The 14632-nt window shown below is 66.2% G+C and carries 13 protein-coding genes; all 13 read right to left on the reverse strand.

The features are described from left to right. Positions 1 to 8: 8 nt before the first annotated feature. Positions 9 to 956 (reverse strand): cell division protein FtsQ/DivIB, encoded by a 948-nt coding sequence (locus VK533_RS11560; RefSeq protein WP_324377762.1) that lies wholly within the window; start codon positions 954 to 956, stop codon positions 9 to 11. After that, positions 953 to 1873: a D-alanine--D-alanine ligase gene (locus VK533_RS11565; protein WP_324377764.1), complete on the reverse strand. Its 921-nt coding sequence runs from the start codon at positions 1871 to 1873 to the stop codon at positions 953 to 955. The genes VK533_RS11560 and VK533_RS11565 overlap by 4 nt, the downstream gene beginning before the upstream one ends. Beyond that, complete coding sequence (locus tag VK533_RS11570) at positions 1870 to 2364, reverse strand: DUF4262 domain-containing protein (RefSeq protein ID WP_324377766.1); 495 nt, start codon at positions 2362 to 2364, stop codon at positions 1870 to 1872. The genes VK533_RS11565 and VK533_RS11570 overlap by 4 nt, the downstream gene beginning before the upstream one ends. Continuing rightward, positions 2361 to 3263 carry a UDP-N-acetylmuramate dehydrogenase gene (gene murB / locus VK533_RS11575; RefSeq protein ID WP_414712302.1) on the reverse strand — a complete coding sequence of 301 codons (903 nt, stop codon included), beginning with the start codon at positions 3261 to 3263 and terminating at the stop codon, positions 2361 to 2363. The genes VK533_RS11570 and murB overlap by 4 nt, the downstream gene beginning before the upstream one ends. Further along, positions 3260 to 4672: a UDP-N-acetylmuramate--L-alanine ligase gene (gene murC / locus VK533_RS11580; RefSeq protein WP_324377767.1), complete on the reverse strand. Its 1413-nt coding sequence runs from the start codon at positions 4670 to 4672 to the stop codon at positions 3260 to 3262. The genes murB and murC overlap by 4 nt, the downstream gene beginning before the upstream one ends. After that, entirely contained in the window at positions 4669 to 5847 is a 1179-nt protein-coding gene (gene murG, locus VK533_RS11585; RefSeq protein WP_324377768.1) for an undecaprenyldiphospho-muramoylpentapeptide beta-N-acetylglucosaminyltransferase, read from the reverse strand. Before murG ends, murC begins: the two co-directional genes overlap by 4 nt. Next, a complete protein-coding gene (locus tag VK533_RS11590; protein ID WP_324377769.1) occupies positions 5844 to 7100 on the reverse strand; it encodes a putative peptidoglycan glycosyltransferase FtsW in 1257 nt (418 codons plus the stop codon). Before VK533_RS11590 ends, murG begins: the two co-directional genes overlap by 4 nt. Further along, on the reverse strand, positions 7100 to 8374 hold the full coding sequence (murD, locus tag VK533_RS11595) for a UDP-N-acetylmuramoyl-L-alanine--D-glutamate ligase (protein WP_324377771.1): 1275 nt from the start codon (positions 8372 to 8374) through the stop codon (positions 7100 to 7102). Before murD ends, VK533_RS11590 begins: the two co-directional genes overlap by 1 nt. Next, entirely contained in the window at positions 8371 to 9441 is a 1071-nt protein-coding gene (gene mraY, locus VK533_RS11600; protein WP_324377772.1) for a phospho-N-acetylmuramoyl-pentapeptide-transferase, read from the reverse strand. The genes murD and mraY overlap by 4 nt, the downstream gene beginning before the upstream one ends. 4 nt (positions 9442 to 9445) lie before the next feature. Further along, positions 9446 to 10807, reverse strand: a complete 1362-nt coding sequence (locus VK533_RS11605) for a UDP-N-acetylmuramoyl-tripeptide--D-alanyl-D-alanine ligase (RefSeq protein ID WP_324377774.1) — start codon at positions 10805 to 10807, stop codon at positions 9446 to 9448. Next, positions 10807 to 12231 carry a UDP-N-acetylmuramoyl-L-alanyl-D-glutamate--2,6-diaminopimelate ligase gene (locus VK533_RS11610; RefSeq protein ID WP_324377776.1) on the reverse strand — a complete coding sequence of 475 codons (1425 nt, stop codon included), beginning with the start codon at positions 12229 to 12231 and terminating at the stop codon, positions 10807 to 10809. The genes VK533_RS11605 and VK533_RS11610 overlap by 1 nt, the downstream gene beginning before the upstream one ends. Next, the gene (locus VK533_RS11615; RefSeq protein WP_324377778.1) at positions 12218 to 13969 is read right to left on the reverse strand and encodes a penicillin-binding protein 2; all 1752 of its coding nucleotides are present in this window, start codon (positions 13967 to 13969) and stop codon (positions 12218 to 12220) included. The genes VK533_RS11610 and VK533_RS11615 overlap by 14 nt, the downstream gene beginning before the upstream one ends. Continuing rightward, a partial coding sequence (locus tag VK533_RS11620) for a hypothetical protein (protein WP_324377780.1) occupies positions 13966 to 14632 on the reverse strand: 667 nt, incomplete at its 5' end. The genes VK533_RS11615 and VK533_RS11620, both read right to left, overlap by 4 nt.

Raw genomic sequence — 14632 nt, forward strand, 5'->3', positions numbered from 1 at the left:
TACGCTCCTCATGCCGGCGTCGAGGAGGTTGCCGCGGCCGGATCGGCCGGCGGCGGCGGTGGGGTCGGATCCTTGATCCTCTCGCCCGGATCGGACGAGGTGCGCACGACCATCCTGGTGGGGTCGCGCATGTCGATGCGGACATAGCCCTGGCCGAGCAGGCGCGCTTCCTGATCCTTCTTGGCGAAGGTCGCGAGCGCCTTGAGCGCTTCGCCGTCGCCTTCGGGCAGCGACAGGGTTTCGCCCGACTGGAAGCGCAGATCCCAGCGGCGCTGGCCGACCCAGGTCGCGCCATCGATCAACTGCTTGAGCGGCGCCTGGCTGGCGATCAGCGCCTGGAGCGCACCGATATGGCCTTCGACGCCGTCGCCGATCACGAGCGGCAACTGGACCGGCATGGTGTGCGCGTCGACCGCGGCGAGGACATGGCCCTGCGCGTCGATCAGCGAAAGCTGTTGGTTGCGCTGGAGCACGGCGGCGGGAACGCGCTCGACCAGATCGATCGCGAGCGTATCGGGCAGGCGACGCGAGACGCGCGCATCCTCGATCCAGCCGAGCTGAAGCAGTTGCGAGCGGAGCTGGCTCAAATCGACCAACGGCATGTCCTGGCCGTGCGCTTCGGACACGATGCGATAGACGGTGTCGCGATCGACCTGCTTGAGGCCGGTCAATTGGATGTTGCGGACGACGAAGCCCATCCGGCCGAGCCCGTGCGCGGTCGCCATGCCGGTCATCTGCGGCACGCCCATCACGATCAGTCCGCCGATCACCGCCGCCACGGCGATGATGCCGAACGACCAGTTGCGGACGGTCCGCACCAGCCCTTCGGGCAAGGGAATACGCGGCAGCATGCCGTCCTTGGTCTTGGCCGGGGGACGACGCCGGGCGGCGGGCTTGCCACGCGCGGGCGCGCCACGGCCGCTGCGCGTCGTGACCTGGGCGCGCGCCCGGCTCATTTCAGCGCCTCGTCGATGATGGTCTGGACCAGCCCCTTATAGGTCATGCCGACCAGCTTCGCCTGTTCGGGGACGAGGCTCAAGGGGGTCATGCCGGGCTGGGTGTTCACTTCGAGCAAATAGAGGCCGTCGACGCCCAATTCGTCGTCCCAGCGGAAGTCCGACCGCGACGTGCCCTTGCAGCCGAGCAGGCGATGCGCGCGCAGCGCCATGTCGAGGCAGGCGTCGGCGATATCGGCGGGAATGTCGGCCGGGCAGACGTGAAGCGTCATGCCGTCAGTATATTTGGCGTCGTAATCGTAGAAGCCGCTCTTGGGCTGCAATTCGGTCACGCCCAGCGCGCGATCGCCGACGACGGCGGTGGTAAGCTCGCGGCCGCGAATGAAGGGTTCAGCCAGCAGTTCGTCGAAATGCGCCCAGGGGCCTTCGACGTTGCGGCCGATCGGATTGCCGTAATTGCTGTCGTCCTTGACGATCGCGACGCCGACCGACGAGCCTTCGTTGACCGGCTTCAGCACATAAGGCCGCGGCATCGGATCCGCCGCGAACAGGCTTTCCGATTTGACCATAAGCCCGTCGGGCATGCGGATGCCGTGGGGGACGAGCTCGTTCTTGGTGAGCTGCTTGTCGATCGCGATGACCGAGGTGGCGAGCCCCGAATGGGTATATTTAAGGCCCATCAGATCGAGCATGCCCTGGACGGTGCCGTCTTCGCCGGGCGTGCCGTGGAGCGCGTTGAAGACGACGTCGGGCCTGGCCTCGTGCAGGCGCAAGGCGACGTCGCGGTCCATGTCGATCCGGGTGACGCGATGGCCGAGGCTTTCGCACGCGCTGGCAACGCCCTCGCCCGACACAAGGCTGACCTCGCGCTCGGACGACCAGCCGCCCATCAGGACCGCGACGTGGAGCGCCGTCACGAATTCAGTCTCCGCTCGTACAAGGGAGGTTGGGCTTCGCGGACGGAATCCGCGCAGCCGGCATCCCAGGGAAACAGGCCGTCGCGCGCGCCTGGCCAGACGATCTGGAAAGCTTCGGACATCTCGATGCCCGAACGACGTCGCTGATACCACATGGCGGAATTGAAATGGTCGCGGTCGATATTCTCGGCGGCGACCTTGCGGGCGACGCAAAGATGGCCTTGGAGGAGCCCATCGATGGACGTCCCATCGGCCAGACGCAGTCCGTCGCGACACAAGCGCAGTGTCTCGTTGACCATGAAGCCCATCATGTCATTCGACAGGCCGAACACGATCACCTCGGGTTGCCCGACCGTATCGGGAAACCCGACGGAATAAGCGAAATTCGGGTCTTGTCCCTCGGGGTCGAATACCATCGTGATGTGGCAACCCGTCCGCTCGATATTATCGAGGATGCTTTGCTCGTAAGCGGTGAGTGAGGCGACGCTCATGCCGCCCTCCCCACACGCTGGATTTCCCATTCGAGCGTCACGCCGCTGTGGGCCTTTACCCGGCGCCGGACTTCCTCGCCCAGTTCCTCGATCTCGGCGGAGGTCGCCGAGCCGAGGTTGAGCAGGAAGTTGCAATGCTTTTCCGAAACCTGCGCGTCGCCGATCTGGAGGCCACGGCAGCCGGCTTCGTCGATCAGTTTCCAAGCCTTGGCGCCGTCGGGATTCTTGAAGGTCGAACCGCCGGTGCGGCTGCGCAACGGCTGCGAGGCTTCGCGTTCGGCGGCGATGCGGTCCATCTCCACGCCGATCGCGGCCTTGTCGCCGGGGGTGCCTTCGAACAAAGCTTCGACGACGACCGCGCCCTCGGGCACGTCCGAATGGCGATAGGTGTAGCCAAGCTTCACGGCAGGCCAGGTTTCGACGCTGCCGTCGCGCAGCACCAAAGTCGCCTCGATCAATATGTCGCTCGCGTCGCGGCCATAAGCGCCGGCGTTCATGCGGACCGCGCCGCCGACGGTGCCGGGAATACCGCGCAGGAATTCGAGACCGGCGATGCCCGCATCGCGCGCGGCGCTGGCGACGGTGATGCCGGGCGCACCCGCTCCGGCGCGCACGCGATTTCCTTCAATTGCTATCGCGGCGAAGCGCTTACCGAGCCTTATCGTCACGCCGGGAATTCCCTCGTCCCGAACAATGAGATTCGATCCCAGACCTAAAACAAACACAGGATATCCCGGCGTGATGTCCGCAAGAAACCAGGACAGGTCGGTGACGTCCGCCGGCTCAAAAAGAATGTCAGCCTTCCCACCCGTTTTGAACCAAGTCAGCGGTGCCAGCGCGGCGTCACCTGTTACGCGACCACGCGGCGGCTTTTCTCGCGGGATGCGATCCGTAGTCACGACCCGGCGCGCGCCTTCTTGATCGCATCAGCGAGGCCAGCGGCCCATTTGGTGATGTCGCCCGCGCCGAGGCAGATGATCATGTCGTCGGGCCTGGCGACCTGGGCGAGTTCGATCGCGAGCGCGTCCGGCCCCGCTATCTCCTGCGCGACACGGTGGCCGCGCATCTTGAGACCATAGACCAGGGCCGCCGCATCGACGCCTTCGATCGGCTGCTCGCCGGCGGCATAGACCGGGGCGACATAGACGATGTCGGCGTCGTTGAAGGCGGTCTGGAACTCGTCCATCAGATCGTGCAGGCGGGTGAAGCGGTGCGGCTGGACGACCGCGATCACGCGGCCCTGCGCACCCTCGCGCGCCGCCGACAGCACCGCGCGGATCTCGACCGGATGGTGGCCATAATCGTCGATGATGGTGATGCCGTCGACTTCGCCGACCTTGGTGAAGCGCCGCTTCACGCCGCCGAACTTGGCGAAGCCGGTGCGGATGATCTCGTCCGGAACGCCCAGTTCGAGCGCGACCCCGATCGCGGCGAGGCTGTTCTGGACATTGTGACGCCCGGGCATGGGCAGCTCGATCCCCTCGATCGAGCGGACCGATCCATCGCGCTGGCGGATGATCACTTCGTAGCGGTTGCCGCCGGGGATCGGGGTGACGTTGACGCCGCGAATGTCGGCCTGGGCGGAGAAGCCGTAGGTGACGACGCGGCGATCGCGCACGCGCGGGATCAGCGCCTGGACTTCGGGGTGATCGAGACAGAGCAGGGCCGCGCCGTAGAAGGGCACATTCTCGATGAACTCAACGAAGCTGTCCTTCACCTTCTCGAACGAGCCGTAATGGTCGAGATGCTCGGGATCGATATTGGTGACGATCGCGAACGTGCCGTCGAGGCGGAGGAAGCTGCCGTCGCTCTCGTCCGCCTCGACCACCATCCAGTCCGACGCGCCGAGCCGGGCGTTGGAGCCGTAGCTGTTGATGATCCCGCCGTTGATCACGGTCGGATCGACCCCGCCCGCGTCGAGCAAAGCCGCGACCATCGAGGTGGTGGTGGTCTTGCCGTGCGTGCCCGCGACCGCGACGGTCGACTTGAGCCGCATCAGCTCGGCCAGCATTTCGGCGCGGCGGACGACGGGAACACGCTTTTCGAGCGCGAGTTCGACTTCGGGATTGCCGCGCTTGATCGCGGTCGAGGTGACGACCACCGCCGCGTCGCCCAGATTTTCCGCCTTGTGGCCGATCGCGACGTGGATGCCGCGCTTGCGCAGGCCCTCCACGACATAGCCTTCGGCGACGTCGGAGCCCTGCACCTTGTAGCCGAGATTGTGCATCACCTCGGCGATGCCGGACATGCCGATGCCACCGATGCCGATGAAATGGATCGTACCGATGTCGGTCGCGACGCCCCTCATGCTCCGGCTCCTCCGACGATGAGACCGGGCGCGACGATGGCTTTGGCGCGCTGATCGTCGCCGATCGCGTCCATCACCGGCGTGCGGCCGAAGCTTTCAATCAGATCGGCCAGATCCTCGGTCGCCTTGGGGCGCCCGCAGGCCTTGGCGCGGGCGGCTGCCGCGATCAGCGCTTCGGGATCGCCGACGATGCCCAGGATTTCCGAGGCGAGCCGTTCGGCGGTGAACTGCGATTGCGGGATGGCGCGTGCGCCGCCTTCGACCGCCATTTCGTGCGCGTTGGCGGTCTGGTGATCGTCCATCGCGCTCGGCAGCGGGACGAGGATGGCGGGGCGGCCGGCGACAGTCAGCTCGGCGATAGTCGAAGCGCCGGCGCGGGCGATGACGAGATGCGATGCGGCAAGCACGGAGGGCAGATCTTCCAGATAGGTGGTGAGTTCGGCGTCGAGCCCGAGTTGCTTATAGGCGGCGCGGACGGCGTCGATATCCTCGGGCCGGCATTGTTGCACGATCCGGAGCCGCGTGCGCAGGCTTTCGGGCAGCAGGCCGAGACCGGCGGGAACGACGCTCGACAGGATGGTCGCGCCCTGGCTGCCGCCGGTGACCAACAGATGCAGCGGCGTGTCGGGACCGAATTCGGGGAAACGCGCGCGGCCGATCGCCTTCACTTCCTCGCGTACCGGATTGCCGACGAGATGCGTCTTGGACGCGAATTTGGGCTTGAGCCGCTGGACGTGCGGGTAAGCGGTCGCGATCGCATCGACCCGGCCCGCCAGCAGGCGATTGACGCGGCCGAGCACCGCATTCTGTTCGTGGACCGCGGTCGCGACGCCCGCATCGAGCGCGCCGAGCAAGGCCGGCAGTGCGGGATAGCCGCCGAAGCCGATCACGGCGGTGGGCTCCAGTTGCTTGTAGAGCCGCCGTGCCATTTCGCGTCCGGCGCGGATGCCGAGCCAGGCCTTGAACCAGCCGAGCGGCCCGCCCGCGGGACGCCCTGCAGGCATGACGTGTGTTTCGATATCCGCGAACAGGCCGGGGATGCGCTTGCCGCGCTCGTCGGTGATCAAGGCAACGCGGTGGCCGCGGCGCGCAAGCTCACGCCCGAGCGCGTGCGCCGGGACCATGTGCCCACCGGTACCGCCGGCGGCGAGGACGAAGTGGCGCTGGATGCTCACTTGGCTTGTCCCAAGCCTCCCCAGGTCACGACATAAGGCGAGCGCATCAGATACGGATTCTTGCGCGTGAAGGCGAGCAGCAGCCCGAAGCCGATCGAGAGCGCGATCATCGACGAGCCGCCATAGGAGATGAACGGCAGCGTCATGCCCTTGGACGGCGCGAGGTGGACGTTGACCAGCATGTTGATGATTGCCTGCAGCCCGAACTGGGTGACGAGGCCGGCGCTGGCGAAGAACAGGAATTTGTCATCCTCGTGCAGCAGCCGGACGAAGGTGCGCACGACGATGGCGAGGAAGATCAAGGCGATGGCGAGGCAGGCGATCAGCCCGAATTCCTCGCCGATCACCGAGAAGATATAATCGGTGTGCGGCTCGGGCAGACCGAACTTCATCGTGCCAGCGCCCGGGCCACGGCCGATCAGCCCGCCATGCGTGATCGTGCGAAAGGCCGAGACCATCTGATAATCGTCGACCTGCTTCGACGCATCGCCGATCTTGAGGAAGGCGTTGATGCGCATCTGGGCCACGGGATAGAACAGATAGGCCATCACGATCGCACCGATGCCCGCGCCGCCGAGCGCGCCGAGCCACTTCATCGGCACGCCCGAAAGCGTCAGCAAAACCAGCCAGACCGAGACGAAGATCACCGCCTCGCCGAAATCGGGCTGCTTCATCAGAAAGGCGGAGATCACCGCGAGCAGGACGAAGCTGATCGGGACGACCGGCAGCTTGGCGTCCTTGTCCTTGAGCGACAGCAACCACGCGACCGCGACCGTGAACAAGGGCTTGAGGAATTCGGACGGCTGAACCTGGATCGGGCCGACGAAGATCCAGCGCTGCGCGCCATTCTTCTCGGCGCCGCCCATCACCGGGACCATGATCAGCATGATCATGAACAGAGCCGCACCGACCAGCGCCAGGCGCCGCGCCGCGATCTTGGGCATCATCGACACGCCAATCATCACCGGCACGGCGAGGCCGGTCCACATCAGCTGGCGCCAGAAATAATAACGCGCAGGCATGATGTGGGTCGCGTCCGAATAACGCTGCGCCGCCGCCGGCGCCGCCGCTGCCACCGCGATCAGGCCGATGCCGATCAGCAGGGTGACGAGCAGGAGCAGGACGCGGTCGATCTCCCAGAACCAGGTGCCGAGCGCGGAGCGGTCGCCACGGCCGAAGCGCTCACCGCGCCGCCGCGCGAGCGCGCGCCGCCGCAATTCCGACTGATCGAGCTTGGGTGCCATCGTCGCCATCAGAGCGCTCCCACCGCGGCACGGAAGGCATCGCCCCGCGCCTCATAATCCTTGAACTGATCGAACGAGGCGCAGGCCGGCGACAGCATCACCACCTCGCCCGGCTGCGCGGCCGCCGCCGCATCGTTGACTGCCTGCGCGAGCGTGCCGCTTTCGGTCACCGGCTTGCCGGCAATGCGCAAAATGTTCGCGAACATCGGCCCCGCCTGCCCGATCGTGTAGCCGGCGCGGACATGGCCAAAGAAGGGCGCGCAATCGTCGAGATCGTCGGTCTTGGGAATGCCGCCGAGAATCCAGTGGATCTTGGGGTAGGCCGCCAAGGCCGGCGCGGTCGCGGTGGCGTTGGTCGCCTTGCTGTCGTTGACGTAGAGCACCCCGCCCTTTTCAGCGACGCGCTCCATGCGGTGCGGCAGACCGGGATAGGTGCGCAGGCCCTGTTCTATGACGCCTTCCGCAAGTCCGAGTGCCTCGCAAGTCGCAATCGCGCAAGCGGCGTTCTGATGATTGTGTGGCCCTTGCAGAGCGGGCCAGTTTGCCTGCCTGTCGCGGTAATCTAACGCAAGCCACAGATTGGTGTTGGGAATAAGGGGCGCCAGCCAACGTTCGCCAAGATGCGGCTCGCCAACCACGGCATCATGGAGCGGCGCTTGCATTGAGAACAGGCGGAGCTTCGACGCTGTATAATCTTCGAACCCATCATAGCGATCGAGATGATCCGGCGTGATGTTGGTCAATACGGCGACGTCACAATCAAGGCTGAAGGTCAGGTCGATCTGGTAGCTCGACAGCTCCAGCACATAGACGCCGCCTTCCGGCAGCGGATTCTGGCTCAGAATGGGCAGGCCGATATTGCCGCCCATCAAGGTCGGCACACCCGCCGTTTCGAGAATGTGGTGGATCAACGCGGTCGTGGTCGACTTGCCGTTGGTGCCCGTGATGCCGACGACCTTGTGCGGCGGCAGGCTGGACCGGGCGAGCGCGAACAGTTCGATGTCGCCGATGACGGGGACATTGGCCTTGCGGGCATGGGCGGCGATCGGATGCTTGTTGAGCGGGACGCCGGGCGAGACGACGACGCCATCGAAGCCGGCCAGGTCGATTTCCAGCGGATCGGCGAAGGTCACGCCGGAGACGGCGTCGCGCGCTTCCTCGCGTGAATCCCAAGCCACAACCTCGGCGCCACTCGCCAGCAACGCCTCGACCGTCGCGACGCCGGAGCGCGCGAGACCGAGGACAATGTAGCGTTTGCCGCGAAAGGTGGGGCTTGTGATCACCGCAGCTTGAGCGTCGCGAGGCCGATGAGCGCGAGCACGAAACTGACGATCCAGAAACGGATCACAACCGTGGGCTCGCTCCAGCCGATCTGTTCGAAATGATGGTGGATCGGCGCCATCTTGAAAATGCGTTTGCCGGTCCGCTTGAAGAAGAAGACCTGCAGGATCACCGACACCGCCTCGATCACGAACAGGCCGCCGACGATGCCGAGCACGATTTCGTGGTGGGTCGCGACCGCGATCGCGCCGAGCGCGCCGCCGAGCGCGAGGCTGCCGGTATCGCCCATGAACACCGCCGCCGGCGGCGCATTGAACCACAGGAAAGCGAGCCCCGCGCCGATGATCGCGGCGGTCAGCAGCACGAGATCGCCCGCGCCGGGCACGTGCGGGATGCCGAGATAGACCGCGAACTTCGCATTGCCGACGAGATAGGCGATCACAAAGAAAGCGAGGCTGGCGATGATCACCGGCATCGTCGCGAGACCGTCGAGCCCGTCGGTCAGGTTCACGGCGTTTCCGAACGCGACCATCGTGAAGGCGGCGAACAGCACATAGAAGGGCCCGAGGTTGATCACCGGCCCGTTATAGAAAGGCAAATACAGCGTCGTGCTGTTGCCCGAGACGATGATCCACGCGGCGACGCCCGCGACGATGAATTCCATCAGCAGCCGCATCTTGCCCGACACGCCCTTGTGGCTGCGCTTGGTGACCTTGTCGTAATCGTCGAGGAAACCGATCAGGCCGAAGCCCAACGTCACCAGCAGGCACGCCCAGACGTAACGGTTGTTGAGGTTCATCCACAGCAGCATCGAGACCGTGACCGAGGTCAGGATCATGAGCCCGCCCATCGTCGGCGTGCCGACCTTGGCGAGGTGCGTCTGGGGCCCATCGGCGCGGATCGGCTGGCCTTTGCCCTGACGGACGCGCAGCCAGCCGATGAACTTCGGCCCGATGATCAGACCGAGGAACAGCGACGTCAGCGCCGCCGCACCCGCGCGGAAGGTGATGTAGCGGATCAGGTTGAGGACGTGAGGAAAGCCGAGATGATCGGCGAGCAGATACAGCATGTTCCTATCCCCCAGCCAAAGCGTCGACGACGCCGGCGAGCCCGACCGAATTCGATCCCTTGACGAGAACCGCGTCTCCGGGCGCAATCAGCTTGGAAGCCTGATCGGCGGCGGCAGCGGCGTCGGCCACATGGACGAAGTCGATCCGGCCCTCAAGCGCTTCGGCCAATGGTTTCATCTCCGTGCCGACAAGCAGTGCCAGATCGACGCCGGCTGCCGCGATCGGATCGGCCAGAGCGGCGTGATGGCGGCTTTCCTCGGGCCCAAGCTCGCGCATCGCGCCGAGGATCGCGACCTTGCGGCCGCTCTCCTGCCCGAGCATCGCGAGCGTCGCGCGCATCGAGGCGGGGTTGGCGTTATAGGCCTCGTCGATCAGCAAGGCGTCGCCGTCAGGCAGGCGGATCGTGATGCGGCGGCCGCGTCCGGGCAGGCCGGCCATATCGGCGAGCGCCAGACCGGCCGATCCGATATCACCGCCTGCCGCCTCGACCACCGCCAGCACCGCGAGCGCGTTGGTGATCCAATGTTCGCCCGGCGGGCCGACCGTGAAGCTCAATTCGCAACTGCGCAGCCGCGCCTGGACGAAGGTGCCGCGCGGGCCGGCCAGCCCTTCGCGGGCATGGACGTCGGCGCGCGGATCGCGGCCGAACGTGACGATCTGCCCGGCATAGGCCATCGCCGCCGCGATCAGCCGGTCGCGATGCGGGCTGTCATAAGGGATGATCGCGGTGCCGCCGGGTTCGAGCCCGCGGAAGATCTCGCCCTTGGCGTCGGCGATCGCGCTTTCGTCGGCGAAGAAGGCGCCGTGCGCGAGCGCGACGGTGGTCACCAAGGCGACGTGCGGACGGACGAGGCGGGTGAGCGCGCTCAGCTCGCCGGCATGGTTCATGCCCATTTCGAACACGCCAAACTTCGTCTCGCGCGGCATGCGGGCGAGACTCAACGGCACGCCGACATGGTTGTTATAGCTTTTGAGCGAACGGTGCGCCTTGCCCGGCGCCGCGCGATCGAAGGCGGCGAACAAGGCTTCCTTGACGCTGGTCTTGCCGACCGAACCGGTGACGCCGACGATCTTCGCCTGGGTGCGCTGGCGCGAGGCGATGCCCATCGCGTCGAGCGCACTGGTGGTGTTGGGCACGATGATGTGCGGTCCGGCCACCGGCTGCGATACGAGCACGCCCGCCGCGCCCTGCGCGAACGCCTGATCGACGAAGCGATGGCCGTCGGTGGTCTCGCCCTTGAGCGCGACGAACAGGTCGCCCGGCCCGACTTCGCGGCTGTCGAACGCGACGCCGCCGACGTCGAAATGATCGGACGCGCGGCCCTGGGTCGCGGCGGCGATCTCGGAGGAGGACCAGAGCGCCATCAGCCCGCGCACTCCCGCGCGACCTGGACGTCGTCGAACGGCAGGACGCGGTCGCCGACGATCTGGCCCTGTTCGTGGCCCTTGCCCGCGAGCAGGACGATATCGTGCGCGCCCGCCTCGGCGATGGCGGCGGCGATCGCTTCGCGGCGGCCGCCAATCTCGGTCGCCTCCGGCGCACCCGCCAGCACTTCGCGGCGGATGAAGCCGGGATCTTCGGAGCGGGGATTGTCGTCGGTGACGATGACATGATCGGCGAGACTGGCGGCGACATTGCCCATCAAGGGACGCTTGCCGCGATCTCGATCGCCGCCCGCGCCGAACATCACGATCAGGCGGCCGGCGGTGTGCGGGCGCAACGCCTGGATCGCGGCTTCGAGGCCGTCGGGCGTATGGGCGTAATCGACATAGATCGGCGCGCCGGCGCGGCTGATCGCGGCGCGTTCGAGGCGCCCGCGAACGGGCTGGACGCGGGCGAGCAAGGCGAAGATGTCGCCCAACTCGCCGCCCGTCGCGAGCACGAGGCCGGCGGCGGTGAGCGCGTTGGCGGCCTGATAAGCGCCGATCAAAGGCAGCTTGATAGTGTGGGACTTGCCTCCGGCCTCGATCGTGAGCGTCTGGCCGAGCTGGGTCGGCTGGCGGCCGACAATCTTCAGCGTCTCGCCCTTGGTGCCGAGCGAGATCAGGCGCAGCCCGCGTTCGGACGCGATCTCGGCGACGCGGGTCGAGGCGGGATCGTCCATCCACACCACCGCCGCGCCATCGGGCTCGATCACCTCGCTGAACAGGCGGAGCTTGGCCTCGAGATAGGCATGCATCGTGCCGTGATAATCGAGATGGTCGCGGCTGAGATTGGTGAAGGCGCCCGCCTGGACCGGCAGGCCTTCGGTGCGGAATTGCGACAGGCCATGGCTCGACGCCTCGAACGCAACATGGGTCACGCCCTCGCGGCGCAGGCCCGCGACGTTGGACAGGAAGGTTGCGATGTCGGGGGTGGTGAGGCCGGTCGAGACGCTGTCGTCGGCGGTGGTGACACCCAGCGTTCCGATCGAAGCGGCGTGGAAGCCGGCCATGCGCCAGAGTTGGCGCGTCAGCTCGACGGTCGAAGTCTTGCCGTTGGTGCCGGTGACCGCGACGACCCGGTCCGGGAACGGCGCGAAGAATTTTGCCGCCGCTTTGGCGAAGGCGCGGCGCGGTTCGGCATCGGCGATATGGACCGCCCCTTCCACCACCGCCTCGGGCCGTGCGAAAATCGCGACCGCACCGGCGGCGACTGCGTTGGGGATATAATCCTCGCCGTTCGACACGGTGCCGCGGAAGGCGCCGAAAACCGTGCCGGGCGCGACTTTACGGCTGTCGATCGCGAAGCCAGTGACGCGCGTATCCACCCCGTTTTGCGTATCGCCGATCAGCTCACTCAAGAACATTCTTGGACGGATCTTTCTTTTCAAGGATGAACGGCATTAGATCCGACACATCAATGTCCTGCGACAGGTCCGGCTGCACGCCCAGTAGCGGGCCGATCCGCGCGATGATCCGTTTGGCCAGCGGCGCGGTCATCCAACCCGCCGTCTTGAAACCGAAGGTTGCCTTGCTCGGCCGCGCATCGTCCAGCACGACCAGGGTCACATAGCGCGGATGATCCATCGGGAACACACCCGCGAACACGGTGATGTTGGCATTCTTGTCGTAGCCGCCGGACTGATTGACCTTTTCGGCGGTGCCGGTCTTGCCGCCGACGCGCAGGCCCGGCGCATTGCCGTTGGTGCCGGTGCCCTGCATCACGACCAGACGCATGAGTTGACGGATGCGCGCGCTGGTCGCCTCGCTGATCACGCGCTGGCCAGGGGTTTGTGCACCGGGCTGCTTCTTTAGCAGGGTGACGGGGTGCATCACGCCGCCATTGGCGAGTGCTGCAAAAACACGCGCGAGATGAAGCGGCGTCACCGCGATGCCGTGACCGAAGGAGGTGGTCATGACCGCGGACTGGCCCCATTGCGCCGGATATTGCGGCTGGCCGCGTTCCCGCAGCTCGATATCGGTGCGCTTGTCGAGGCCGAGCGTCTTGAAGAATGAATCGATATTCTGCGCCCCCAGCGCCAGCGCGATCTGCGAGGTGCCGATGTTGGACGAGAAGGTCATGATCTCGACCGTGGTGATTGGACGATGCTTGGGCTCATCGTCCTTGATCCTGAACCGGCCGACCTGCATCGGCACGGAAACGTCATAGGTCTTCGACCAGTCGGTGATGACGTTGTGCTCGATCGCGTTGGCGAAGGTGATCATCTTGAAGGTCGAGCCCAGTTCGTAAACTGCCTGCGTCGCCTTGTTGATCATAACCTGCTGATCGGACGGATCGACGCCCTTGAACGGCGCATTGGGGTTGATGTCCGGCAGCGAGGCCATCGCCAAGATCTCACCCGTATTCACGTCCATGACGATGCCGGCACCGCCCTTGGCCTGGGTCTCCGCCATGCGGCGCGCAATCTCGTTCTCGACCGCCGCCTGCACGCGCGTGTCGATCGATAGCTGGATCGATTTACCCACCTTCAAATCGTCGTCGAAATAACGCTCGACGCCGATACCGGTGATGGTCGGCTTGCCTTTGACCGCCTCGACCACCTGCGAATAGCCGAGCAGATGGCCCGCCATCGCCCCTTGGGGGAACAAGCGGTGCTGCTCGCTGAGCAGCAGCATGCCGGGCTCGCCGATCGCATGGACCGCTGCCGCCAATTCGGGCGGCGCGGGCTGGCGCAAATACATGAACTTGCGGGGACCATGGAGAATGGAGCGATATTGCTCGACCGACCGCTCCGGCATCAACTGGTTGAGCTTGACCGCCAGCGTTTCCTTGTTGCCGAGGATCTTCTGCGGATTGACCGCGACCGCCCATAGCTGAATCGTGGTAGCGAGCGGCTGGCCGTTGCGATCGAGGATTTCGCCGCGATTAGCGGTGTCGGCGATGCCGACACCGTGCGCATCGGGACCGCCGAACAGGCAAATCTGGACAAGCCGCGCGCCGATCACGGCGGTGATCAGCATGAACAGCAGCATGATGCCCATCAGGCGCTGCTGGGCGAGCCCGAGTGTGGTCGCGGGTGCCGCCGCTTCGCGCAGCTCGACCCGCTCTGCGCGGTCGATGCGAAGTGCGGCGGGCGCGTTCACCGCGCCGCCTTGGAGCTGTCCTTGGCGCCCTTTGCCTCACGGGCGGCGAGCGTGCCGATATCGTCGGGCAGGAGCGACTTCAATGGATCGGCGCGCGCGATCTTCACCGGCGCGACCGTCCTTGGTTTGGCCTGGGACACGTCGGCGACGGGCTTGATAACCTCGAACGACGCCCTCTGCACGGCGGGCGCGGCGGTGGGCGCGGTCGCCTGCGGGCCGCCGAGGCGATCGGACGCGGGACGGATGAACGTGGCGCTGCGCAGCATTGGCTGTGACGGAACGCCCTCAGCCGGTGCCGCCGGCCCGGCGGTCGCCGGGCCCGGCTGGGATTGCGCTGGCGCGGGCTGATAGGAGACGTTGGTCGGCGAACCCTGCTGCGACGCGATCGCCGGATCGAGCTGGAGCGCGGGCGTGCCCTTATGCCCATAGAGGCTGGCAAGCTGGACGCCGCTGGCGACGAACTGGGACGGGCGCGGCGCCTGGAGCGCGAGCACGTCGCGGTTCCAGCTTTCGATCTGGCCCATGCGGGCGCGCACGCCGATCTCGGTCTGCAGCTTGGCGATATCGTCGTGCGTCGCGGCGATCTGGTGATCGACCTTGTCGAGGCCGGCGCGTTCGGCCGCGACCGACTGCGACACCAGGTAACAGCACAAGGCCGCGGCG

Origin of the sequence: Sphingomonas sp. (assembly GCF_035317925.1) — a bacterium.
Lineage (GTDB): Bacteria > Pseudomonadota > Alphaproteobacteria > Sphingomonadales > Sphingomonadaceae > Sphingomonas_I.